The organism is Spongiactinospora rosea (assembly GCF_003315795.1).
In the GTDB taxonomy this organism is placed as follows: Bacteria; Actinomycetota; Actinomycetes; order Streptosporangiales; family Streptosporangiaceae; genus Spongiactinospora; species Spongiactinospora rosea.
Window position 1 is genome coordinate 17,940 of the sequence record NZ_QMEY01000023.1, and the last position, 23,071, is coordinate 41,010.

Here is a 23,071-nt window from a genome sequence, read left to right on the forward strand (position 1 = left end):
GCCGTACACCTTCCGTAGCGTGCCCCCGGACAGAGCGACCCCCAGCGCCCGGCGGGAAACTCGGGGGAGTTCCGCCGCGAGGCGCCCACCCGTCCCGGAGGTGGCCACTCGTGGACGACGCGACCGCGCGCATGCGGCTGCAGACCATGCTCGGCGATCTTGAGCGGTCCATCGCGGTGTTACGGGGCGACCCGGTCGCCGTACGCGAGCGTTCGGCCGCCGACGCCGGGTCCGACCTCACCGACGCCGACCGCACCCGCGCCATGCTGGACGTGGCGACCCGCCAGCGCAACGCCGTGCTCAGCGCGCTGAAGCGGCTGGAGGAGGGCAGCTACGGCCGCTGCCTGGACTGCGGCCGGATGGTGCCGGAGGGCCGCCTGGAGGCGCGGCCCGAGGCGTCGCGCTGCGTGCAGTGCCAGGCCAAGCGGGAGCGCCGCCGCTAACCGCTCTTGCGGGCGCTCGCCACCAGGTGGATGCCGACCGTGTCGTCGTCTTCGGGGTTGGCCTCCAGTTCGCTGCGCACCAGGTAGGCCAGCGCCCGCGAGTCGGAGGCCAGCACGTGATCGACCGTCGAGGGCGACAGCACCGTACGCGGACGCACCCACTCCACCTCCAGGCCCGCCCCCGTCAGCAGCTCGCGGAGCTGGGCGCTGGAAAAGCACCGGGTGATGCTGCCGTCGGGCCAGGGCACCAGCATGACCTCGCCCTTCTGGCGCAGATGGGCCCAGTAGTTCTGTTCGGCGAGGATCGCCATGCCGAGCACCAGCGAGTCGACGCACACCAGCGCCCGCCCGCCGGGCCGTAGCACTCTGGCCACGTCGCCCATCGCCGACTCGGCCATCAGCTCCACCGACATGGCCCGCTCCTCGGCGACCACCGCGTCGATGCTCTCGTCGGGCAGGAACCCGAGGTCGTCGGCCCGTATCTGACGCACCCGGTCGGCGTCGCGCAGCTTGCCCTGCGCGGCCACGCCGTCGATGCGGAAGTCGATGACCTCGATCACGCGGTGACCCGACCGCGCGGCCTGGGCGGCCCACTGCCCGCCGCCTCCGGACATGTCCAGCAGCACCGATGGCCGCTCGGGCAGCCACCGGCCGAGCTGCTCGGCGGCGACCGCGCGGTAAAACGTCCAGTACGGCCCCAGGGTCCCTGAGCCGTTCAGTTCTTCGGCCGGAATGGGCAGCACACGCGGCTCCTGGGCGTTCGGGGTTTCCGGGGATTGGGGCTACCAGCCGGTACGTATTCTTTTTCCCCGTACCGGGACTCTCGTCACCTTCTATCTTGCGGGAACAGACGATCGCACGCCGGTGTTGCTCGCTGATGACGCACGATCTTCTCCCGAGAGGTTGTCCGCGCATGCAGGCGCTGCTCGAACCAGACACCCGCTCCCGCCCCGGTCAGCGGCCGGACCCGGAGAAGCGGGTATCCTCCGCTGAGTACGGTATCCCGCTTCGGCCGGGCACCGGTGATCTTAAGGGGGTGGGTCCGGTCCCTGCGACAGACGCGGAGACTCTGGAACAGCGGAGTGAGCGGTTCGAGCGCGATGTCATGCCGTACCTCGACCAGCTCTACTCCGCCGCGCTCCGGATGACCCGGAATCCAGCGGACGCGGAGGACCTCCTGCAGGAGACGTTCGCCAAGGCCTTCGCGTCCTTCCACCAGTTCCAGGAGGGCACCAACCTCAAGGCCTGGCTGTACCGGATCCTGACCAACACCTTCATCAACAGCTACCGCAAGAAGCAGCGGGAGCCGAAGCAGGCCGGTACCGAGGAGATCGAGGACTGGCAGTTGCACCGGGCCGAGTCGCACACCTCGGCGGGCCTGAAGTCCGCGGAGATCGAGGCCCTGGACCACCTGCCGGACACCGACGTCAAGCAGGCGCTGGCCGCGCTGCCCGAGGAGTTCCGCATCGCCGTGTATCTGGCCGATGTGGAGGGCTTCCCCTACAAGGAGATCGCCGACATCATGGGCACTCCGATCGGGACTGTGATGTCGCGCCTCCATCGCGGCCGTCGCCAGCTCCGCGGGCTTCTTGAGGACTACGCGCGCGAGCGCGGTCTGGTCCCGGCGGAGGGATCCAAATGAGCTGCGGCGACCCGCACGACACCGACTGTCGTGACGTACTGGAGAAGGTCTACAGCTACATCGACGGTGAGCTGGACGCCTCCAACTGCACGGACATCCGCGTCCATCTCGACGAGTGCGGGCCGTGCCTGGCCGAGTACGGCCTGGAGGAGGCGGTCAAGCGGCTGATCGCCCGGCACTGCGGGTGCGACCCCGTGCCGGCCGATCTGCGGGCCAAAGTCCTCACCCGGATTCAGCAGGTCCGCGCCGACCTCGCGGAGTGACCTTCTACGATCGTCGCCAGACGGCAACGCAGGCGGCATCGTGGAAGGGGCACTTGGATGCGGATACTCGTCACCGGGGGAGCAGGGTTCATCGGCTCCCACCTGGTCGACCGGCTGCTCGGTGAGGGACACGAGGTCGCGGTGGTCGACGACCTGTCCGGCGGCGACCCGGCCAACCTGGCCGCGGCGGGCCATGACCCGAGGTTCGTCCTGCACGAGGGCGACATCCGTGACCCCGGGCTCGCCGCGCTGACCGCGCGGCTGCGGCCGGAGGTCGTCTGCCACCTCGCCGCGCAGATCAGCGTGCGCAAGAGCGTCGCCGACCCGATCCACGACGCGCGGCTGAACGTCGAGGGCACGGTGGCGGTCCTGGAGGCGGCGCGGGGCTGCGGGGCGCGCAAGGTGGTGTTCGCCTCGTCGGTGGCGGTGTACGGCAGGCCCGAGGCGCTCCCGGTGCCCGGCGACGCCCCGGCCGACCCGCGCTCGCCGTACGCGGCCTCCAAGCTCGGCGCGGAGACCTACCTGGCGACCTACCGCGCGCTGCACGGCATCGACCACACGACCCTGGTGCTGTCGAACGTCTACGGCCCGCGCCAGTCGCCCGACGGCGAGGCGGGCGTCGTGGCCATCTTCACCGACGCCCTCCTGAGCGGGTCGCCGACGGTCCTGTACGGCGACGGCACGCAGACCCGCGACTACGTCTACGTGGAGGACGTCGTGGACGGCTTCGCCCGCGCCTGCGGCGAGGCGGGCGGCGGGCGGCGGTTCAACCTGGGCACCGGCGTCCAGACCACCGACCGCCGGCTGCACACCCTGGTGGCCGAGGCCGCCGGCGCCCCCGACACCCCCGCGCTGGCCCCGGCCCGTCCCGGAGACCTCCCGGCCATGGCCGTCGATCCCGCCCCGGCCGCACACGGCCTCGGCTGGTCCCCGCGCACCGACCTGCCCACCGGCCTCAAGGCCACCGTCGAATGGGCCGCGGCCCGCGCCGTTTCCTGACTTCCCGCCGAAGTTGGCGGACAGGGCTGGTGTGCCGCGGCCAGGTGTTGTGACATGGGATCGGGCAAGTGGCCGCCGGGAGCCAAGAAGGTGGCGGGTGGTGACGGCTTGATTACGCTTTGCTTGCGATTCCCCGGGATTCCACCCCTCGGGGCCCTGTCTTTCTGTAGCCTGAAGTGCGAAATCGACGTGGAGGCGGGCGAATGTTGAAGGGTATGGCCACCTGGCTGGTCACAGCACTGGTGCTGTTCGCCCCGGTGGTGGTGGAGCCGAGCGCGAGCGCCGCTCCTCCGGGCATCTCCTGGACGTGAGCACGCGCCTGTAGCACCGGTTGGGTGGGGCAGCATTGCGTGGACTGCCGTGGCCGGCCAGGGTCCACCTGGTCGCCGTTATCGCGGGGGCGTTGGGCCTCTTCGGCCATGCGCTTCTGAGCGGGCGCTTCGCGCGCCCTGACTGGCCGGCACTTCTCGTGCTGGCCCTGTTGTTCCTGGTCTGTGAGTCGGTTCCGGCGCTGCTGCACGTGCGCCAGGCGGCCATCTCGGTCAGCTTCTCGGCCGCCCTGGCCGCCGTGGTGCTGGTCGGGCCGGAGGGCGCGGCGCTGGTCGGGATGACCGCGATCTTCAGCGTGCGACCCGGCCTGGCGCTGACCAAACGGCTCTACAACGGGGCGCAGTTCGCGATCTGCGGCTTCGCCGCCGGTGAGGCGTACCTCCGGCTCGGCGGCAAGCAGGGCGTCCCGGAGATCGCCGGGTTCGACGATCTGATCATGCCGTTCGCGGGGGCGGCGGCGGTGTACGTGCCGCTCAACTTCGCGCTGATCGCGATCATGCTGTCCCTGGCGGGCCAGGTCGAGCGGGTGCCGCTGCGCGGCATGGCCCAGCTCCTGGTCTCCTATCTCGGCTACGCCACCTTCGGCCTGCTGATCGCGGGCCTGTGGGCCACCGTCCAGTCGATCTCCGCGGTGCTGGTGCTGCTCCCGCTGTTCGTGGCGCGCTGGGCGTTCGGCCAGTACTGGGCGCAGCAGCGCTCCTACGACGCCACGATCGCCGCGCTCTGCCAGGCCGTGGAGACGAAGGACTACTACACCCGCGGCCACTGCACCCGCGTCTCGCTGGCCTCCACCCTGATCGCCGAGGAGATCGGCATGGGCCCCGAGCGGCTGCGCGCGATCCGCTACGCGGGCATGCTGCACGACGTGGGCAAGCTCGGCGTCCCCACCAAGGTGCTGCAGAAGGACGGGCCGCTCACCGAGGAGGAGTACGCGGCCATCCAGCTCCACCCGATGCGCGGCCTGGAGATCGTGCACGGCATCGACTTCCTCGACGAGGCGTTCGCCGGGATCATGCACCACCACGAGCGGCACGACGGCGGCGGTTACCCGATGGGCCTGGCCGCGGGCGAGATCCCGGAGTTCGCCCGGATCATCGCGGTGGCCGACGCCTTCGACTCCATCACCTCCGACCGCTGCTACCGGGTCGCCCGCACGGTGCCGGTGGCCATGGAGGAGTTGCGCAAGGGGGCCGGTACGCAGTTCGATCCGATCATGGTCAACGCTTTCGTCCGCGCCATCGAGCGCAAGGGCTGGCATCCCCCGCAGCGCGCCCCCGAGGCCCCGCCCGGCGACGACGCCGAGACCACGCTCAAGGACCACGACGACCCCACGACGCCCATCCAGGTGGTGTCGGAGCGGTGACCGACGCCGCGCAACCGCCCCCGGCCTGGCAACGGCTCGACACCGCCCAGTGGCTGCTCATCTGCGCGGCCGGGCTGCTCTCCGTCGTGGGGATCGCGCACACGGCCGCCGCCGGGCTGCTCGACCCGCCGATCGCGGTCGGCTTCGGCGCGCTGGTCGCCACCGGGGAGCTGGCCAGGCTCACCATGCCGGGCAACCGCGAGGTCGCGCCGATCGGCACCGCGGCGGCGCTCGGCTACACGCTGCTGCTCGACATGGGCGGGCGGCCGGTCCAGCACACGGCGCTCCAGGTGGTCGCGGTCCTCGCGGTGGGCATGGTGGCGGGCGCGCTGCCGCACCTGGCGGTCGGCCGCACCCCACGGCTCGACGCGGTGGCCAGGCGGCTGCTCACCGCGGCCCTCCTCGCGCTGGCCTTCCGCCCGCTGGCCGGGCCGCTCTACGACATGACCAAGGGCGACATCGGCACCTGGACCCCGGCGCTCGGCGTGATGGCCCTGATGATCCTCGGGACCATGCTGGCCGACATCGTGATCGCCGCGGTGCTGCGCGCGGTCCAGGTCCGCACCGCTTTGACCGTCGCCGTACGCGACGAACTCCGGATGGCCGCCCCCCTCGGCGCCGCCGTCGCCGCCTCCGGCATCCTGCTCGTCCTGGCCGCGCACAGCATGGACATGGCCGCCCTGCTGGTGTTCGCCGCGCCCCTGCTGGTCACCCAGGTCGCCTTCCGCAAGTACGCCGGGATCCGCGCCACCTACCTGCAGACCGTCCGTGCCCTGTCCCGGGTCACCGAGGTCGGCGGCTACGTCGAACCTGGCCACTCCCGCCGGGTCAGCCACCTCGCCGTGGCGGTCGGCCGCGAGCTGGGGATGGCCGAGTCGGAGTTACTCGACCTTGAGTACGCCGCCCTGATGCACGACATCGGCCAGCTCTCACTGCGCGACCCCATCCCGGGCGGCGCCACCGTGCTCACCGACCCCGAACAGGCGGCCAGGATCGCCGAACTCGGCGCCGAGGTCATCCGGCAGACGGGCGTCCTCGCCACGGTCGCCGAGGTCGTCCGCCGCCAGTGCGAGCCCTGCTCCGCAGGCCCACCACTGGCCAGCCGCATCATCAAGGCCGCCAACGACTACGACGACCTCGTCGGCGGCTCCACCGACCGCGACCGCGCCGCCGCCGCCCTCGACCGCCTCCGCCTCGGCTCCGGCACCGAATACGACCCCGCCATAGTCGACGCCATGTCCCACGTCATCACCCGCCTGTCTCCATTACCCCACCTCTGATGCCCCGAGCCCGCCATAGCGGGCCCCGCGACGCCCGGCACCGTGCTGAGTTCGCCCGAGCGCGGCGAGGCCCTTTGTGCGCGGAGCGCGTCCCCCGCCGGAGGCGGGGGAATGCGAGCGCAGCGAGCAAGAAGGGCGCCGTAGGCGCCTTGGCTATTTTTCAGTGACGCACTCCCCGTGACCAGGCACGGCCCGGGCGCGGTCGTGTCCGCAGCGACGAGCGATGGAGTGAGGGAGCGAGGAACGAGCGAGGGAGCGACTGAGCGAGGAGCGGAGGGCGCGACCTTGAGGGCGCCCGGGTCCCGCGCGAGCGAAGCGAGCGCCATGAGCAGGCCCGGGCGCGGTCGTGTCCGGAGTGACGAGCGATGGAGTGAGGGAGCGAGGGACGAGCGAGGGAGCGACTGAGTGAGGAGTGGAGGGCGCGGCCTTGAAGGCGCCCGGGCCCGCGCGAGCGAAGCGAGCGCCGTAAACGCTGTAGGAAAGCTACAGAAATGGGCCCGCCAGACAGTGGTTTCGGCGGAAAGGTTCCACAGGTCGGCGGTCTTAGGCTGGGAACCCGTTGTAGCCGTCCGAGTGTGAGGAGTCCGTCAGGTGTTCGAGTCCGTGTTGGTCGCCAACCGGGGTGAGATCGCCCGGCGGATCGTTCGCACGGTGCGGCGGATGGGCCTGCGGGCCGTGGCCGTGTACTCCGAGGCCGACGCCGACCTGCCGTACGTCCACGAGGCCGACGACGCGGTGCCGCTCGGCCTCGCCGACCCCCGGCAGAGCTATCTCGACGCCGCCAAGGTGCTTGAGGCCGCGCGGACCAGCGGGGCGCAGGCCGTGCACCCCGGCTACGGGTTCCTGTCGGAGCGCACCGATTTCGCGAGGGACGTCGTGGCCGCCGGGCTGACCTGGATCGGCCCGTCCCCCGAGGCGATCGAGCGGATGGGCGACAAGATCAACGCCCGTAACCTGATGGAACAGGCCGGAGTGCCCGTCGCGTCCGGCACGCGTACCCCGGTGACCGACGCCGAGCAGGCCGTGGCCGCCGCCGCCGAGATCGGCTACCCGGTGATGGTGAAGACCGCGGGCGGTGGCGGCGGGATCGGCATGGGCGTGGCCCGCGATGAGAAGGGCCTGGTGAAGGCGTTCGAGGCGGCGGCCAGGGCGGCGGCGCGGTCCGGTGGTGACCCGGCGATCCTGCTGGAGCGCTACATCGAGCGCGCCCGTCATGTGGAGGTGCAGATCCTCGGCCTGGCCGACGGCCGGGTGGTCGCGGTCGGTGAGCGGGACTGCTCGGTGCAGCGCCGTCACCAGAAGGTGGTGGAGGAGTCGCCGTCCCCGGGGATCACCGAGGACCTGCGCGAGCGCATGCTGAAGGCCGCGGTGCGCGCGGGGGAGGCGGTCGGCTACCGCGGGGCGGGCACGGTCGAGTGCCTGGTGGACGCCGAGAAGCAGGATTTCGTCTTCCTGGAGATGAACACCCGCCTGCAGGTCGAGCACCCGGTCACCGAGCTGGTCACCGGCATCGACCTGGTGGAGGCGCAGCTGCGGATCGCGGCGGGGGAGCCGGTCGGGCCGATCCCCGAGCCGCGCGGGCACGCCGTGGAGTTCCGGGTGTACGCCGAAGACCCCAAGCGCTTCCTGCCCGGCCCCGGCAAGATCGACGTCTGGGAGGAGCCGGCCGGCGAGGGCGTGCGCGTCGATTCCGGTTACACGGCGGGCAACACGGTGACGCCGTTCTACGACCCGCTGCTGGCCAAGTTGTGCGTGTACGGCGAGACCCGCGCCGAGGCCCTGGACCGCGCCCGCCGGGCGATCGCCGGGTTCACCGTGACCGGCCCCAAGAACAACCTCCCGTTCTGTGCCGAACTGCTCGACCGCCCCGAGTTCGCGGGCGGCGACTACGACACCGGTCTGGTTTCTCGGATGCGGTAGCGGCCTGACAGAGTTGGATCGAAGAAGGGAAGTGCGCCGTGGCAGAGATCCGCGCGGAGATGGTGGCGAACGTCTGGAAGATCATCGCCGCCGAGGGTGACACCGTCGAGGAGGGCGACACGATCGTCATCCTGGAGTCGATGAAGATGGAGATCCCGGTCCTGGCCGAAGATCCCGGCGTGGTCGCCCAGATCAAGGTGGCCGAAGGTGACGTGGTACAGGAAGGCGACCTCATCGCCCTGCTCGACGACTGAGCCGGCGGCTCACCGGCCGGGCCCGGCGAGCCGGGAGAGGAACCTCTCCCGATCCACCACGGCCCGCTCGATCGTGCCGGACCCGACCAGGGTCTCCCCGCTCCGGGCGGTGAAGTCGAAGACCAGCCGCCTGCCGTCCACCTCGGTCAGCTCCGCGCTCACCTCGACGTGCGCGCCGACCGGGCTCGCGGCCAGATGGTCGAGCGCCACGCGGGTGCCGACGCTGGTCTGGCCGGGCGCGAGGTGGCCGGCCACGGCCCGCACGGTCATGGCCTCGGCGATGGCGAGCAGCCGCGGGGTGCCGAGCACCGGCACGTCGCCGCTGCCCAGCTTCACCGCGGTGTCCTCGCGCTCGACCATGATGAGCGTCGTGGCGCGAAGTCCCGGAGCCGGTGTCATGGGGGCAAGTCTAGAGGCCGGTGTTTCGGAATGAGCCCACTGGGCTGCGCGGAGCAGGCGATGAGAGTAGGCTGATCGACGCCCTACCCTTTACCACCTATTGGGAAATTCGGCAGCCCCGCGGGTGACGACGGGTCGCCGGTTCACCGGGTTTCGTGACCCGGGCGTTATCTCCCTGCGATAGTAATCCGCTTTGTTGGACAGTCCTGGGGTGGGGGAGTTTGACGAGACAGGGGGTAACGGGGGAACCATGGTGGCCCAAGGTACGACGCTGGCGGGGCGCTATCGCCTAGACGCCCGCATCGGCGCCGGCGGCATGGGCGAGGTGTGGCGCGGGGAGGACGTGGTCCTCGCGCGGACGGTGGCCGTCAAGGTGCTGCTGCCGGTCCACACCGACGATCCGGGGTTCATGACGCGCTTCCGCAATGAGGCGCGGGCGATGGCCACGATCAACCATCCGGGTGTCGTCGATGTCTACGACTACGGCGTCGATCAGGTACCGGGCGCGGGGGCGCAGACGTACCTGGTGATGAAGTTCGTCGATGGCGAGCCGCTGGACCGGCTGCTGGCCCGGCTGGGCCGCATCCCGCCGGAGGCGGCGATGGAGCTGATCGCGCAGGCCGCGTCGGCGCTTTCCGCGGTGCACGCACAGGGGATCGTGCACCGTGACATCAAGCCGGGCAACCTGCTGGTGCGGGCGGATGGCACGCTCGTGCTCACCGACTTCGGGATCGCCCGCGCGGACACCGCGAGCCGGCTGACCGACGTCGGCATGGTCCTCGGCACCGCCGCCTACTGCGCGCCCGAGCAGGCGGAGGGCGCGCCGGTCACGCCCGCGGTCGACATCTACGCCCTCGGCGTGGTGGCCTACGAGTGCCTGGCGGGCAACCGGCCGTTCGACGGCGACACGCCGGTGACGATCGCGCTCAAGCACATCAGGGAGGCGCCGCCGCCGCTGCCCGCCGACATCCCCGCGCCGGTGCGGCGGCTGGTGGAGCAGGCCCTGTCGAAGGACCCGGCGCGCCGCTTCCGCGACGCGGCGGCGATGAGCGAGGCGGCGCGGCAGGCCGCGCTGGGCGTACCGGACGACGTGCGCGGCGCGCACGGCCCCCCGGCCGTCCCGGCGGAGCCGACCGGCCCCTACCACGACCATTACCCTGCCGAGACGGGCGGCTACCAGGAGGTCGCCCCCTACGGGCCTCCGTCCACCGGCGCGCGCCTCCCCGTCCCCGCGGACGTCCCCGGAGCGCCTCAGACGGCCGCTTCGGCCGCTCAGGCACCTTTGGGCCATGACGGCCCGCCAGGGCCGCCCACGGTCGCCTCAGGCGGGCGCAGGAGGGCCGCCCCCGCCAAGCGGCGGGTGGGCCTGCTGAGCACCTCGGTGGTCGCCGCCGTGCTGTGCGTCGGCGGGGTGTCGTTCGCGCTGGCCGACTTCGGTTCCCCCGAGACGCCGAAACAGAACGTCGTCTCGGCCGGAGCCGAGGAGGGCACCGAGCCCACCAAGGACCCACTGGCCTCGCCGACCAACACCATCAAGCCCCGCCCGACCAAGGACGAGCGCGAGGCCAGGGCGGTGGAGCCGGCCGAGGAGCCCACGCCGGAGACGACGCCGACGCCCACCGTCTCGTCCAGCCCGAGCCCGAGCCCCGTCAAGACCCCGACGCCCACGCCGAGCCCGACCCCGCGCCCGAAGAAGGCGGTGCCCGACGTCGGCGGGCTCACCCTCGCCCAGGCCCGCCCGATGATCAAGGCGGCGGGCTTCCGGGTGCAGGCCGAGCTGAACGGCGGCGGTCAGGTGCTCGCCTGCCACACCGTGGTCTACCAGGAGCCGGCGGCCGGAGAGAAGCTGGAGCTGGGCAAGTCGATGATGATCCTGTTCGACCCGGAGAACGGCTGCGAGTCGCCCTCGCCGCAGCCCACGCCGACCCCCTCGCTGTCCAAGGTGCCGGTGGGCCGCTGAGCACGCGCCGCGGGGCCTCACAGCCCCGTGGTGTTGCGCGGGTAGGCGACGTCGGGGTCGGTGGCCACGTTGACCAGGTACGGAACGCCCGAGTCGAACGCCCTGCGCAGCGCGGGCCCGATCTCCTCCGGCCTGGTGACCAGCTCGCCGCCCCCGCCGAGCGCGGTCACCACCTGGTCGTAGCGGCACTGCGGCTGGAGGTCGGCGGCCACGTCGTAGCCGTACAGCAGCCGCATCGGGTGCTTCTCCAGCCCCCAGGAGCCGTTGTTGCCGCAGATCATCACGACCGGCAGCCGGTGGCGGACCAGCGTGTCCACGTCCATCAGTGAGAATCCCGCGGCCCCGTCGCCGAGCAGCAGCACCACCTGGGAGGAGGGCCGCGACAGCCGGGCGGCGATGGCGTAGCCGAGGCCGGTGCCCAGGCAGCCGTAGGGGCCGGGGTCCAGCCAGCAGCCGGGCTGCCTGGACTCGACGTACTTGCCCGCGTACGACACGAAGTCGCCGCCGTCGCCGATCACCACGGCGTCGTCGGCGAGCAGCCGGGCCAGCTCGCCGTAGATCCGCACCGGGTGGATGGGGTCGGCGGAGGCGTTCAGCAGCTCCGCGTCGGCGGCGGTGGCGGCCTTGGCGGCCTCGGCCAGCCTGGTCGTCCAGGGGGCGTAGGAGGTGGGGTCGACCCCGGCGTTCTCACAGGCCGAACCGAGGCCCCACAGCACCAGCGACAGGTCGCCTGCGGCCGACCCCACCGTGCCGGTGTGGGTGGCGAGCTGGGACGGCGTGTCGGCGAGGTGGACGACCTTGGCCAGCGGCGCGCCCTCCTTGCCGCCGAACCAGCCGTACCCGAGCCGGAAGTCGAGTGGCGCGCCCACCACGATGACCAGGTCGGCCTGGCCGAACGCGATGCTCCTGGCCCGGGTGACCAGCAGCTCGTGCCCTGAGGGCAGGATGCCGCGGCCCTGGCCGTTGGGGATGACCGGCAGCCGCCACTGCTCGGCGAAGTCGCGGGCGGCCTCCTCGGCGCGGTCCATCCACACGTCGGAGCCGAACACCAGCACCGGCCGCTCGGCCTCCGCCAGGTGCCGGGCGATCCCGGCCAGGGCGTCGGTGTCGGGTTCGAGCGGCGAGGGGGTGGGGGTGCTCACCGCGTGCGCGGGGGCCGGGGAGAACAGGTGGTCCATGTAGAGGTCGAGGAACACCGGGCCGCGGTGCGGGGCGATGGCGGTGCGGAAGGCGCTCTCGACGTCCTGGCCGACGCTCTCGGCCGACGCGGCGGTGAAGGCCAGCTTGGTGACGGGGGCGAGCAGCGGCGGGTGGTCCAGCTCCTGCAGGGCCCCGGTGCCCCAGCGGGACTGCGGGGCCCGCCCGCCCAGCACGACCAGGGGAGAGCCGTTGAAACGCGCGGTGGTGATGCCGCTGACGCCGTTGGTGACGCCGGGGCCCGCGGTCAGCACCGCGAGCCCGGGTTTGCGGGTCAGCCGGGCGGTCGCCTCGGCGGCGAAGACCGCGCTCTGCTCGTGGCGCACGTCCACGATCGGCATCTTCTCGTGCACCGCGCCGTCGTACAGCGGGAAAACGTGCCCGCCGGACAGGGTGAACATGGCCTCCACGCCGTAGGAACCGGCGACGGCGACGGCGACGTCGCCCGCGTGTCTCGATGCCTCCATGCGGCCGAACCTACCAGTGAGTCACATAGCGAGGACAGTCATCGGGCGAGCCCGTCCCGGAACGCGGCGGGGTCGAAACACCCGCCCAGGGCGGGGGCGAGCCCGTCCCTGGCGGCCTCGGCGAACGCCGTGCGATCGAGCGCCCCGGCCCCCTCGGGCAGCGCCCCGGCGAGCGGACGGGCGGCCAGCATCTCCAGGTCAGGGACGTTCATCCGCTCGGCGAGCCCCGGCTCGGCCGGCCAGGATCCGATCACCACCCCGGCGGTCTCCAGCCCCCGTGCGGCCAGGGCCTCCAGCGTGAGCGCGGTGTGGTTGAGCGTGCCGAGCGAGGCCCGCGCGGTGATCAGCACCGGGGCGCGGAGCATCCGCGCGAGGTCGGCGATCGTGGTGCCGTCCTCGTCGAACCGGACCAGCAGCCCGCCCGCCCCCTCCACGATCACCAGCCGGTGCGTCTCGGTGAGTTCGAGGACGCGGTCGGCGGCCGTCCGCAGCGACACCGGGGGGAGCCCGGCCGCGCGGGCGGCGGCGGCCGGGGACAGCGGGTCGGGGAAACGGGCGAACTCGAACGTCGAGCGCGCCCCGGCGAGCCGGATCACCTCGTCCAGGTCACCCGGCTCCGTGGCGCTCACCCCGGTCTGCCCGGGTTTGACCACCGCCACCGAGACGCCGCGCGCCAGCGCCAGCGCGGCCACCGCCGCGCTGACCACCGTCTTGCCGACGCCGGTGTCGGTGCCCGAGACGACCAGTACGCTCATCACGGCCTCCGCAGCCGGGTGACGAACTTGTACCGGTCGCCCCGGTACAGGGACTGCGCCCACTCCACCGGGTTGCCGTCGGCGTCGAAGGCGTGCCGGGTGAGCATCAGCATCGGCAGCCCGACGTCCACCGCCAGCAACTGGGCGTCATACGGCGTGGCCAGCACGGTCTCGATTATCTCCTCCGCGTCGGTGAGCCGGACGCTGTAGGCGTTGTGCAGGGTCTCATACAGGGACGAGTGGCCCTCCAGCTCCCGGCGCAGCCGGGGGAACCTCCGCGCCGACAGGTGGGTCGTGTCCACCGACATCGGCTCGCCGTTCGCCAGCCGGAGCCGGTGGATGCGCAGCACCCGCCCGCCCGGGTTGATGGCCAGCCGCCGGGCCAGCGTCTCGTCGGCGCTGACGTAGCTGATGTCGAGGATCTTGGTGTCCGGTTCCAGGCCGACCGTGCGCAGATCGCCGGTGTAGGACGTGAGCTGGAGCACCTGGGCGACCTTGGGCTGCGCGACGAAGGTCCCCTTGCCCTGGATGCGCAGCAGCCGCCCTTCGACCACCAGCTCGGTCAGCGCCTGCCGCACGGTGGTGCGGGAGGTGGCGAAGCGCAGCGCGAGCGTGCGCTCCGGCGGCAGGGCGCTGCCCGGCGTCAGGCTCTTGGTCAGATCGAGCAGGCTCCGTTTCACGTCGTAGTACTTCGGAACCCGAGGGGAATCTTCTGTCACGCGTTCACCTTCAATTCGGCCACGGCGGTGAGCGCGCGTTTGATCACCGCGAGATCATCGCAACCCAGATCGGCCCGTGCGGTCAACCGCAGACACGAACGTCCTTCTGGAACGGACGGCGGCCGGAAGCATCCGGCGCGCACTCCGTGGTCCGCGCAGATCGCCACCGCCCGCAGCGCGGCCTGCGGACGGCCCAGTACGACCGGCACGACCGCTCCCGCGGGCAGGCCGGGATCGGGCAGGCCGAGCCCGGTGACCATGGCGGCCAGCTCCCGGGCCACGGACCCGGCCCGGGCGGGCAGCTCCGGCGTGTCCTCGACGATGCGCACGGCGGTCAGCGCCGCGGCGGCGCACGCGGGCGCGAGGCCGGTGTCGAAGATGAACGGCCGCCCGGTGTCCACCAGCGCGTCGATCACCTCGGGCGCGCCGAGCACCGCGCCGCCCTGCGAGCCGAACGACTTCGACAGCGTGAGCGTGCGCACCACCCTGGGGTCGCCGGCCAGCCCGGCGGCGTGTACCGCGCCCCTGCCGCCCTCGCCCACCACGCCCATCGCGTGCGCCTCGTCCACCAGGAGCAGCGCGTTCTGCCGTACCGCCGCCGCGTGCAGGGCGGCGATCGGCGCGAGGTCGCCGTCCACGGAGAACACCGAGTCGGTGACCACCAGGGCGTGCTCCTCGTCGCGATCGGCCAGCGCCTTCTCCACGGCCGTCACGTCGTTGTGCGGCGTCACCACGACCCGGGCCCGAGACAGGCGGCAGGCGTCCACGATCGAGGCGTGGTTGCCCTCGTCGGACACCACCAGCGTGCCGCGGCCCGCAAGGACGGTGACCGCCGCCAGGTTGGCCAGATAGCCGGAGGAGAACACCAGCGCGGCGGGCGCCCCCGCGAACCTCCGCAGCGCCTCCTCCAGCTCCGCGTGCAGCGTGGTGGACCCGGTGACCAGCCGGGAGCCGGTGGAGCCGGTGCCCCAGGCGAGGGCGGCCTCGGCCGCGGCCCGCGCCGGCCGCGGGTCCATGGCGAGGCCCAGGTAGTCGTTGGAGGCGACATCGATCACTGCGTCGCCGGGTGCGCGGGGCCGCAGCGCGCGTTTGAGCCCCGCCGCCGCACGGGCGGCGGCGGCGTCCCTGAAGCGCGCCAACGGGTCTGACCGGGTGGGGTGCATACCGCATTGTCGCAAGTACCGTGCGCGTGTTCGGCAACGGGTAGTGACATGGCGTGCGCGCGCCCGGTTTGGCCCAGGAGCGGTACAGCACGCATGATGCACAGGTGCCGACACTCAGCGACCTCGCGGTCAGCCACACCGCACTCGACGACGCCGACCTGGACTGGATGCACTCGCTGGTCTCCGACTGGCAGCTGCTCGCCGACCTGTCCTTCGCCGACCTCATCCTGTGGGTGCCGCTGCGCGACGGGTCCGGCTGGATCGCGGTCGCGCAGATGCGCCCGACCACGGGCCCGACCGTCTACCACGACGACGTCGTGGGGTCGGTGGTGACCAAGGGTGAGCGCCCACTGATCGACACGGCCTGGGACGAGCGGCGGATCTGCCGCGAGGGCGACCCCGACTGGTCCAGCGGCGTGCCGGTGCGCGAGGAGACCATCCCGGTACGCCGGGCGGCCGCCGAGGGCGGTTACGCGGCCGCGGTGCCCGACGGCCCCTTCGTCGGGGTGATCCAGCGCTCGACGAACCTCTCGTCGGCCCGTACGCCCTCCCGGCTGGAGCTGACGTACCTGCAAAGCGCCTCCGACCTCGCCCAGATGGTGGCCGAGGGCCGCTTCCCGTTCTCCGGCGACGAGCCGATCCTGGTGCGCTCGCCGCGCGTCGGTGACGGCCTGCTGCGGCTCGACCGCGCCGGCCGGGTCACCTACGCCTCGCCCAACGCCCTGTCGGCCTACCGCCGCCTCGGGCTCAACGCCGACCTGGTCGGGGCCGAGCTGGGCAAGGTCACGGCCGCGCTGTGCTACGGCGACGAGCCGGTGGACGAGTCCCTGATGATCGTGGCGGCCGGTCGCGCGCCACGGGAGACCGAGGTCGAGTCCGGCGGCACGATCGTGCAGCTGCGGGCCATCCCGCTGATCGTGGGCGGCGGCAGGATCGGCGCCCTGGTGCTGATCAGGGACGTCACCGAGCTGCGCAGGCGCGAGCGGGAGCTGATGACCAAGGACGCCACGATCCGCGAGATCCACCACCGGGTGAAGAACAACCTGCAGACCGTGGCCGCGCTGCTGCGCCTGCAGGCCAGGCGGCTTCAGGTGCGCGAGGGCCGGGAGGCGCTGGAGGAGGCGGTACGCCGGGTCGGCTCGATCGCCATCGTGCACGAGACGCTGTCGCACGCCCCCGAGGAGTTCGTCGACTTCGACGACATCGCCGACCGGGTGATCGCCATGACGGGGGAGGTCTCCTCGCCGGAGGCGCAGGTCACGCCGCGCCGCGAGGGGTCGTTCGGGGTGCTGCCCGCGGCGATCGCCACGCCGCTCGCGATGGTGCTCACCGAGCTGCTGCAAAACGCCATGCAGCACGGGTTCGCGCAGCGCAGCGGGCGGCTGTCGGTGGTGGTGTCGCGCGCGGCCGAGCGCCTGGACGTGCTGGTCGTGGACGACGGAAAGGGTCTGCCCGCCGATTTCGACCTGGAGACCTCGACCAGCCTGGGCCTGCAGATCGTGCGCACGCTGGTGGTGGGGGAGCTGTCCGGGCGGCTGCGCGTGGAGCCGCGCGAGGGCGGGGGCACCGAGGTCGGACTGTCCCTGCCGTTGCCGCCGCCGAGCCAGTGAGCGTCAGAGGGGCTTGGGGCGACCCGGTGTGATCCGGTATGGGCTCACGCGCATATACTGCGTCCCCGAGTGGCAATCAAGTGCCACAGGGGGACGTTGAGAGGTTCGTATCGTCTTTTGCGATGTTCGAGATGATGGCGGCGTGTGTACGGTCAGCGTTTGATGCCGGGGGGCCGGTCAGGCGTTGGCGCGAGCGCGGGCGCGGGCGGTGCGCCGCTTGAGCGCGCGGCGCTCGTCCTCGCTGAGTCCGCCCCAGACGCCGGCGTCCTGCCCGGACGACAGCGCCCACTGCAGACAGGCCTCGGAGACCGGACACTGACGACAGACCTGCTTCGCCTCTTCGATCTGCAGCAGAGCGGGCCCGGTGTTGCCGATGGGGAAGAACAACTCAGGGTCCACGTCACGGCAGGCAGCTACGTGGCGCCAGTCCATGCGGTCCACTCCTTCGTCAGGTGGAGCTTGGTCGCTCCGTCGTTTCGTGCTTTGTGAAGAGTTTCACTAACTCCTGCGAACGACCTCCCGGGCCTTGGTGGGCACACAGGTCGGCTGTTCAATGATCGCCGGTGGCCGGTCGAGCCGGGGTTTCCGCCTCAAACGTCCTACGTTCCGACGTCAACTTGAGATTGTCAGCCACGCTGAGTGCACGCAAGAGGTTTGGGGCGAAGTTTTGCTGGAAATAGCTGTCGGATGCGTCACACTGTGACGCAAAGTAGCCACTTAGAGCAGAACTTGTAACGCGGCAGGAACGGACCGGTAGGTGACCTGCTCGCGTTCCCCAAGGTAGTCGCCGTCGAGCTGGAATGCCACAGGGCGCGACGCGGTGAGAGTGAACTCCGCCTCGTCATGGAGCTGGGTGAGGTGCCCGCCGCTCGGCAGGCTGCGCGGCTCGCCCACGATCTGCTGCGCGGTACGCAGGATCGCCGCCATTCCGAGCCGGCGAAGACCCAGCAGATCGAGCCCGGTCTCGAAGCTCGCCCAGGGAGTGGGGCTGACGGGCTGGTCGCCGATGTAGGTCCAGGGTGTGGTATTGCAGATGATCGCCAGGAACACCCCGTCCACTTCCGGGATGCCGGGTCCGCGCAAAGTCATCGGGGGATTACGGCGATCTGTCATGAAATAGTGGCGCAGCATGGTGGTGACGTAGCGCGCCGGGGTCGCCCGGAAACCCGCCCCCCGCAACCCCTCCACCGCTCGGATGACCTCGGCGTCGAAGCCCATCCCTGAGCAGAACGTGAAGTACCGGCTCTGCTCCCCCCAGCTCGCCTGCCCCAGCCCGACCACGCGGCGGCGGCCCTCGCGCAGCGCCTCCAGCACCGCGCCGGTCGCCTGCACCGGGTCGTTGGGCAGGCCCAGGCCGCGCGCGAACACGTTGGCGCTGCCGCCGGGGATCACGATCAGGCCCGGCCGCTCGTCGGCGCCGCCACCGCCACTGCCGACCCGGCCGTTGACCGGGTTGAGCAGCCCGTTGACCGCCTCGTTGATCGTCCCGTCGCCGCCGAGCACGGCCACCGCGTCGAAGCCCTTGGCATGCGCGGTCGCGGCCAGCGTGGCCGCGTGCCCCCGGTAGCCGGTCTCCTCCACCGACAGGTCCACGGCCGCGCCCAGCGCCCGGATCAGCACATCGCGGGTGCGCGCGTTCGTGGTCGTGGCCTTGGGGTTCACCAGGAGCATGGCTCGCACCCCGCCAGCGTATCCATTTGCCGGGATATGTCGTCCGGCTACCCACGGCAGGCATGGGACATCGAATTGACAGAATTATTTGTCTAATGGACGATGGGCCGCGTGGCACGAAGGAGGCTGCTGGACGAGCCGGAGCGGTTGCGGCAGGCGCTCTCGCCGCTGCGGCGGCGGATCCTCGCGCGGCTGCGCACGCCGGGCTCGGCGGCGCAGCTCGCCGCCGAGTTCGAGCTGCCCCGCCAGCGGGTCGGCTACCACCTGCGCGAGCTGGAGGCGCAGGGCCTGGTCGAGCTGGTGGAGGAGCGGCGCAGGCGCGGGTTCGTGGAGCGGGTGCTGCGGGCGACCGCCGAGGCGTACGTCGTCGATCCCGACGTACTGGGCGGGCGCGGCGAGGACGCGGTGGCCGGGCTGGACCGGCACGCGGCCGAGCACCTGGTGGCGGTGGCGGCGCGGACCGTGCGCGACGTGACCCGCATGCAGACGGCGGCCGAGCAGGCGGACGTCCGGCTGCTGACGTTCACCCTGGAGACCGAAGTGCGGTTCGCCGCGCCGGGCGACGTCCACCGGTTCACCGACGCGCTGGCCGCCGCGATCGGCGAGGTCGTGGCGGCCTTCGACACACCGGGCGGCCGGCCGTACCGGATCATGGGCGCCGGTCACCCGGCGCCCGCCGACCCCGAAGGAGCGGGCACATGACAGTACGCATAGAGGTCACCATCGGCGCGCCGCCCGATGAGGTGTGGCGGGCGCTGCGCGATCCCGAGCTGATCCGGCGCTGGCATGGATGGCACTTCGGCGAGGCGGGGACCGGCCTGGACGAGGAGATCCGTTTCATCTACGTCGACCATGTCGCCGAAGAGGACCCGGAGGCGCGCGTGCTGGTCCTCCAGGAGAGCGACCGGTTCACCCTGCACGAGACGGCCGGCGGCGGCACGGTCGTGCGGATCACCCGCGCGCCGCGCGGCGCGAACCCCGACTGGGACGCCTACTACGACGACATCACCGAGGGCTGGACCGCGTTCTTGACCCAGCTCCGCTTCGGCGTCGAGCGGCACGGGCTGGCGGAGCGGCGCACGATCGCGCTGACCGGGGCGCTGCGCGACCCCGCCGCCTCGATGCTGGACGCGCTCGGGCTCGGCGCGGTGGCGGGCCTGCCCACGGGCTCGCCGTACAAGGCCGAGGCCGTGCCCGGTGACGTGCTGGAGGGCGAGGTCTACGCCGTGACCGGGCACCAGCGGGCGCTCACCGTCGCGGGCTTCGGCGACGGCCTGCTCCTGGTCGGCGGGCGCGGCGGCATCGGCGCGCTGCTCACCCTGTACGGCACGTCCGACGACACCTTCGGCGACATCGAACACCGCTGGACATCATGGTGGGAGACCGTGAAAACGCCGGAGGGCGGCGCTGAAGCGGGGAGCGGGGTGGGCGGGCAGTAAGCTCGGCGCGTGTCGAAGCGTCCGGTGAGCTTGGTGGTCGCCGCCGTCGTCGTGGCGGTGGAAGGGCTGGTCGCCCTGGTGCTCGGAGGTTACGTCGGCGTCATGACGGTGGTCGGCAAGCCGTCGGACCTGGTGACCTCGATCGTCGTCACGGCGTTCGGCCTGCTGGCCGGGGCCGGGCTGCTGTGGGTGGCCTGGGGACTGTTCACCGGGCAGCGGTGGGGACGGGCACCGGCGGTGCTCGCCCAGATCCTCGCGCTGCCCGTGGCGATCACGCTGATCCAGTCGGGGCAGGCCGCGCCGGGCATCCCGCTCGCCGCCGTGGCGGTGATCGGCCTCGGCGGTCTGTTCGCGCCGCCCACCACGCAGGCGCTGTTCGGCGACGACCGCTGAGGCCCCGGCGGCGGGCCGTTCAGCGGCACCGGTGGGTCAGTCGTCGGCGGTGAGCCCTTCGCGGAGCTGGGCCAGCGTACGGGCCAGCAGCCGCGAGACGTGCATCTGCGAGATGCCCAGCTCGGTGGCGATCTGCGACTGGGTCATGTTGCCGAAGAAGCGCAGCAGCAGGATGCGCTTCTCACGCGGCGGCAGCCGTTCGAGCAGCGGCTTCAGCGACTCGCGGTACTCGACGCCTTCGAGCGAGTCGTCCACGATGCCGAGCGAGTCGGCCACCGCGGGCGCGTCGTCGTCGCCGGAGTCGGGCGCGTCGAGGGAGACGGTGGAGTAGGCGTTGGCCGACTCCAGGCCCTCCAGCACCTCTTCCTCGCTCATCTGCAGGTGCGCGGCCAGCTCGCCGACGGTCGGCGCGCGGCCCTCACGCTGGGACAGCTCGCTGATCGCCTTGGTCAGCGACAGCTTCAGCTCCTGCAGGCGGCGCGGGACCCGCACCGCCCAGCCCTTGTCGCGGAAGTGCCGCTTGATCTCGCCCACGATCGTCGGCGTCGCGTAGGTGGAGAACTCCACGCCGCGGGCCAGGTCGAAGCGGTCGATCGACTTGATCAGCCCGATGGTGGCGACCTGCGTCAGGTCGTCCAGCCACTCGCCGCGGTTGCGAAAGCGCCTGGCCAGGTACTCCACCAACGGCAGGTGCAACTCCACCAGCTCGTCGCGGATGCGCTGCCGGCGCGGCTCCTCCGGAGCCAGCTCGGCCAGCTCGGCGAAGAGGGTCCGGGCACGGACCCTGTCGGGCACCGCGTCCTCTCCGGCGGCCATGGCACGTGTCCTTTCCGTCACGCCGGCCTCGCCGCGCCTCGGCGTTTACGCAGCACGATGGCCATGCGGTCGGGGAAGTCGGTCACCGCGTCGACGTCGTCGGCCAGCGCCGTGAGCACCATCCAGGCGAAGTCATCGCGCTTGGGCGCCGTGCTGCCGACCGTGTTGACCTCGACGCGGACCTGCATCTCCTGCCCCGTCAGCTCGAACTCCGCGGTCAGGTCGGTGCCGGGCACGGCCTGGCTGAGCAGCATGGCGCACGCCTCATCGACCGCTATGCGGAGATCTTCGATCTCATCGAGCGTGAAGTCAAGCCGCGCGGCCAGCCCGGCGGTCGCGGTACGCAGAACGGACAGGTAGGCACTCGCGGCGGGCAGCCGGACACTGACCACGTCGCGAATCCCGGACCTGCCTTCCACACGCGTCTCGGTTTCCTCTGTCACGTTCCTCCTCACGCCGGTGGCGTGCATTGCCGCTGACTGCAACTTACCGCCCCTGGAGACCACTTGGCGGCCTGAGACTCGCGATCATGGGAAAATGCTGAGGCCCCGTGTGATGTCTCATCACACGGGGCCCATCTGCCCATGATCAGGCATTGTCCTAGCAGATCACCGCAACTCAGGCGGCCTTGGTCTCCCAGAAGATCTTCGAGATGTCGTCGATCTTACCGAGCAGGTCCTCGGCCTTGGACACCTCAACGGTGCCCTTGGCGCCCGCGGCCCCGGCGAGCTTGGTGGCCTCCCAGAAAAGCTGGTGCAACTGCGGGTAGGCCTCCAGGTGCGGCGGCTTGAAGTAGTCGGTCCACAGCACCCACAGGTGGTGCTTGACCAGCTCGGCCCGCTCCTCCTTGATGGTCAGCGCGCGGGCGCGGAAGACCGGGTCGTCGTTGGCCGCGTACTTCTCCATGATCGCCTTGACCGACTCGGCCTCGATACGGGCCTGCGCCGGGTCATAGACCCCGCACGGCAGGTCGCAGTGCGCGGATGCCACGTGCTTGGGTCGCAGCAGTCGTGCGAGCATCGGAATTTCCTTCCTCGATGCTGATATCAGCATGGTCCGGTTACCGACCTTACTCGGCTAGATTCACCCCGCGCGGGAGGGGGTTGGCGTCGTGAGAGTGCGTGTCGAAGGCGATTCCATGCTGCCGGGACTGCGCCCGGGAGACTGGTTGCTGGTACGGCGGGGCGCCGCCGTACGTCCGGGCGACGTGGTCGTCGCCCGGCTCCCCGGCGACGAGACGCGGCTGATCGTGAAACGGGCGGCCTGGCGCGAGAAGGACGGCGGCTGGTGGCTGGAGAGCGACAACCAGCGCGCCTCCGGCCGCCGCGACAGCTGGGACTTCGGGCCGCTGCCGCCCGGGTCGCTGGTCGGGCGCGTCGTGCTGCGCTACTGGCCGCCGGGACGCCGATGATCCCGCCGGGGCCCTCAGGGCGGCTCAGACGGCCACGCGGCGCTTGCGGGCCCGGTAGGCCGCGACGTTCGCGCGGCTGGCGCAGCGTTCGGAACAGTAGCGCCTGGAGCGGTTGGAGGAGGTGTCCAGGAAGGCCCGGCGGCACGGCGCCGCGTCGCACAGCCCCAGCCGGTCCACGCCCAGGTCGGTCACCAGCGCGGCCAGGCCCATGACGCAGCCCACGGCGTACTGGTCGGCGATCCCGCCGTCCTCGTTGAGGTGCAGGTGCCAGCGCTGGCCGTCGTGCCCGGAGATCTGCGGGTGGACCGGATGGCGGATCAGCAGCGCGTTGAGCCGCGCCACGGCGTCGTCCTCATCGCCCGCGTCGGCGGACTCGAAGACGGCCAGCAGCTCGGCGCGCAGCGCGCGCATCGCCTCCAGATCGGCGCGGGTGGCCCGCGCGGCCCGGGCCCCGCGCCCGGACTCGCCCAGCAGCAGGCGCAGGCCCGCGATGCCCTCCAGCCGGTCGGCCCCGTTGACGAGAAGCACGGCCAGCTCGGCGTACGTGGTCAGATCCACAGTGACCCTGATGGTTGAC

The 23,071-nt window shown here is 71.8% G+C and carries 26 protein-coding genes; 14 read left to right on the plus strand and 12 right to left on the minus strand.

All coding sequences use genetic code 11. The features are described from left to right. Window positions 1-110: 110 nt before the first annotated feature. Window positions 111-443 (plus strand): TraR/DksA family transcriptional regulator, encoded by a 333-nt coding sequence (locus DP939_RS35300; RefSeq protein WP_113985187.1) that lies wholly within the window; start codon window positions 111-113, stop codon window positions 441-443. Here DP939_RS35300 and DP939_RS35305 read toward each other — a convergent pair. Next, a complete protein-coding gene (locus tag DP939_RS35305; RefSeq protein WP_111169441.1) occupies window positions 440-1,186 on the minus strand; it encodes a class I SAM-dependent methyltransferase in 747 nt (248 codons plus the stop codon). The genes DP939_RS35300 and DP939_RS35305 overlap by 4 nt on opposite strands. Window positions 1,187-1,479: 293 nt before the next feature. On the opposite strand from DP939_RS35305, the gene DP939_RS35310 reads away from it, so the two are divergent. The 7 genes from DP939_RS35310 (at window position 1,480) to DP939_RS35340 (ending at window position 8,494) form a co-directional block, all read left to right on the plus strand. Next, on the plus strand, window positions 1,480-2,085 hold the full coding sequence (locus DP939_RS35310; RefSeq protein ID WP_113985188.1) for a sigma-70 family RNA polymerase sigma factor: 606 nt from the start codon (window positions 1,480-1,482) through the stop codon (window positions 2,083-2,085). Continuing rightward, window positions 2,082-2,348 (plus strand): mycothiol system anti-sigma-R factor, encoded by a 267-nt coding sequence (rsrA, locus tag DP939_RS35315; RefSeq protein ID WP_113985189.1) that lies wholly within the window; start codon window positions 2,082-2,084, stop codon window positions 2,346-2,348. The genes DP939_RS35310 and rsrA overlap by 4 nt, the downstream gene beginning before the upstream one ends. 57 nt (window positions 2,349-2,405) lie before the next feature. After that, entirely contained in the window at window positions 2,406-3,347 is a 942-nt protein-coding gene (locus DP939_RS35320) for an NAD-dependent epimerase/dehydratase family protein (protein ID WP_113985190.1), read from the plus strand. Window positions 3,348-3,693: 346 nt separating this feature from the next. Then, window positions 3,694-5,040 carry an HD-GYP domain-containing protein gene (locus DP939_RS35325; protein ID WP_113985191.1) on the plus strand — a complete coding sequence of 449 codons (1,347 nt, stop codon included), beginning with the start codon at window positions 3,694-3,696 and terminating at the stop codon, window positions 5,038-5,040. Beyond that, complete coding sequence (locus DP939_RS35330; protein ID WP_113985192.1) at window positions 5,037-6,320, plus strand: HD-GYP domain-containing protein; 1,284 nt, start codon at window positions 5,037-5,039, stop codon at window positions 6,318-6,320. The genes DP939_RS35325 and DP939_RS35330 overlap by 4 nt, the downstream gene beginning before the upstream one ends. Window positions 6,321-6,911: 591 nt before the next feature. Continuing rightward, on the plus strand, window positions 6,912-8,240 hold the full coding sequence (locus DP939_RS35335; RefSeq protein WP_113985193.1) for an acetyl-CoA carboxylase biotin carboxylase subunit: 1,329 nt from the start codon (window positions 6,912-6,914) through the stop codon (window positions 8,238-8,240). A gap of 38 nt (window positions 8,241-8,278) precedes the next feature. Then, window positions 8,279-8,494: a biotin/lipoyl-binding carrier protein gene (locus tag DP939_RS35340; protein ID WP_146607828.1), complete on the plus strand. Its 216-nt coding sequence runs from the start codon at window positions 8,279-8,281 to the stop codon at window positions 8,492-8,494. Window positions 8,495-8,503: 9 nt separating this feature from the next. Here DP939_RS35340 and DP939_RS35345 read toward each other — a convergent pair whose 3' ends face one another. Then, on the minus strand, window positions 8,504-8,893 hold the full coding sequence (locus DP939_RS35345; protein WP_225878693.1) for a thioesterase family protein: 390 nt from the start codon (window positions 8,891-8,893) through the stop codon (window positions 8,504-8,506). A 250-nt stretch (window positions 8,894-9,143) separates the two neighbouring features. Between DP939_RS35345 and DP939_RS35350 the strand changes: the two genes are divergently transcribed. Beyond that, window positions 9,144-10,853, plus strand: a complete 1,710-nt coding sequence (locus DP939_RS35350; protein WP_113985195.1) for a serine/threonine-protein kinase — start codon at window positions 9,144-9,146, stop codon at window positions 10,851-10,853. Window positions 10,854-10,870: 17 nt separating this feature from the next. On the opposite strand, the gene DP939_RS35355 is transcribed toward DP939_RS35350, so the two are convergent. Genes DP939_RS35355 through DP939_RS35370 form a run of 4 tightly spaced genes read right to left on the minus strand, consistent with a single transcriptional unit; the run spans window position 10,871 to window position 15,154 of the window. Then, on the minus strand, window positions 10,871-12,517 hold the full coding sequence (locus DP939_RS35355) for an acetolactate synthase (RefSeq protein ID WP_113985196.1): 1,647 nt from the start codon (window positions 12,515-12,517) through the stop codon (window positions 10,871-10,873). Between the two features lie 38 nt (window positions 12,518-12,555). After that, window positions 12,556-13,272 carry a dethiobiotin synthase gene (gene bioD / locus DP939_RS35360; protein ID WP_113985197.1) on the minus strand — a complete coding sequence of 239 codons (717 nt, stop codon included), beginning with the start codon at window positions 13,270-13,272 and terminating at the stop codon, window positions 12,556-12,558. Next, window positions 13,272-13,991, minus strand: coding sequence for a GntR family transcriptional regulator (locus DP939_RS35365; RefSeq protein WP_113985198.1), 720 nt, complete (start codon window positions 13,989-13,991; stop codon window positions 13,272-13,274). Before DP939_RS35365 ends, bioD begins: the two co-directional genes overlap by 1 nt. Further along, window positions 13,988-15,154: an 8-amino-7-oxononanoate synthase gene (locus tag DP939_RS35370; RefSeq protein ID WP_113985199.1), complete on the minus strand. Its 1,167-nt coding sequence runs from the start codon at window positions 15,152-15,154 to the stop codon at window positions 13,988-13,990. The genes DP939_RS35365 and DP939_RS35370 overlap by 4 nt, the downstream gene beginning before the upstream one ends. Before the next feature lie 104 nt (window positions 15,155-15,258). Between DP939_RS35370 and DP939_RS35375 the strand changes: the two genes are divergently transcribed. Beyond that, a complete protein-coding gene (locus DP939_RS35375) occupies window positions 15,259-16,764 on the plus strand; it encodes a sensor histidine kinase (protein WP_113985200.1) in 1,506 nt (501 codons plus the stop codon). A 177-nt stretch (window positions 16,765-16,941) separates the two neighbouring features. On the opposite strand, the gene DP939_RS35380 is transcribed toward DP939_RS35375, so the two are convergent. Both DP939_RS35380 and DP939_RS35385 read right to left on the minus strand, forming a co-directional pair. Then, window positions 16,942-17,196 carry a WhiB family transcriptional regulator gene (locus DP939_RS35380; RefSeq protein ID WP_113985280.1) on the minus strand — a complete coding sequence of 85 codons (255 nt, stop codon included), beginning with the start codon at window positions 17,194-17,196 and terminating at the stop codon, window positions 16,942-16,944. Window positions 17,197-17,481: 285 nt separating this feature from the next. After that, window positions 17,482-18,435, minus strand: coding sequence for a diacylglycerol/lipid kinase family protein (locus DP939_RS35385; protein WP_318656337.1), 954 nt, complete (start codon window positions 18,433-18,435; stop codon window positions 17,482-17,484). Between the two features lie 111 nt (window positions 18,436-18,546). On the opposite strand from DP939_RS35385, the gene DP939_RS35390 reads away from it, so the two are divergent. From DP939_RS35390 to DP939_RS35400, 3 genes are read left to right on the plus strand one after another with little or no spacing between them, the layout of a single operon-like run. Further along, a complete protein-coding gene (locus tag DP939_RS35390; protein ID WP_199565630.1) occupies window positions 18,547-19,137 on the plus strand; it encodes an ArsR/SmtB family transcription factor in 591 nt (196 codons plus the stop codon). Further along, window positions 19,134-19,874, plus strand: a complete 741-nt coding sequence (locus DP939_RS35395; RefSeq protein ID WP_113985203.1) for an SRPBCC family protein — start codon at window positions 19,134-19,136, stop codon at window positions 19,872-19,874. Before DP939_RS35390 ends, DP939_RS35395 begins: the two co-directional genes overlap by 4 nt. Before the next feature lie 9 nt (window positions 19,875-19,883). After that, the gene (locus tag DP939_RS35400; RefSeq protein WP_113985204.1) at window positions 19,884-20,267 is read left to right on the plus strand and encodes a hypothetical protein; all 384 of its coding nucleotides are present in this window, start codon (window positions 19,884-19,886) and stop codon (window positions 20,265-20,267) included. 36 nt (window positions 20,268-20,303) lie between these two features. Here the strand turns inward: DP939_RS35400 and DP939_RS35405 are convergent, their stop codons facing one another. The 3 genes from DP939_RS35405 to sodN form a co-directional block, all read right to left on the minus strand. Continuing rightward, a complete protein-coding gene (locus DP939_RS35405) occupies window positions 20,304-21,083 on the minus strand; it encodes an RNA polymerase sigma factor SigF (RefSeq protein WP_199537174.1) in 780 nt (259 codons plus the stop codon). Window positions 21,084-21,100: 17 nt separating this feature from the next. After that, entirely contained in the window at window positions 21,101-21,526 is a 426-nt protein-coding gene (locus tag DP939_RS35410) for an ATP-binding protein (protein ID WP_113985281.1), read from the minus strand. Window positions 21,527-21,701: 175 nt separating this feature from the next. After that, the gene (sodN, locus tag DP939_RS35415; RefSeq protein ID WP_111169730.1) at window positions 21,702-22,103 is read right to left on the minus strand and encodes a superoxide dismutase, Ni; all 402 of its coding nucleotides are present in this window, start codon (window positions 22,101-22,103) and stop codon (window positions 21,702-21,704) included. 97 nt (window positions 22,104-22,200) lie between these two features. Between sodN and DP939_RS35420 the strand changes: the two genes are divergently transcribed. Beyond that, the gene (locus DP939_RS35420; protein WP_225878701.1) at window positions 22,201-22,494 is read left to right on the plus strand and encodes a S24/S26 family peptidase; all 294 of its coding nucleotides are present in this window, start codon (window positions 22,201-22,203) and stop codon (window positions 22,492-22,494) included. Window positions 22,495-22,518: 24 nt separating this feature from the next. Here DP939_RS35420 and DP939_RS35425 read toward each other — a convergent pair whose 3' ends face one another. Then, window positions 22,519-23,052, minus strand: coding sequence for a CGNR zinc finger domain-containing protein (locus tag DP939_RS35425; protein WP_113985206.1), 534 nt, complete (start codon window positions 23,050-23,052; stop codon window positions 22,519-22,521). Window positions 23,053-23,071 lie beyond the last annotated feature (19 nt).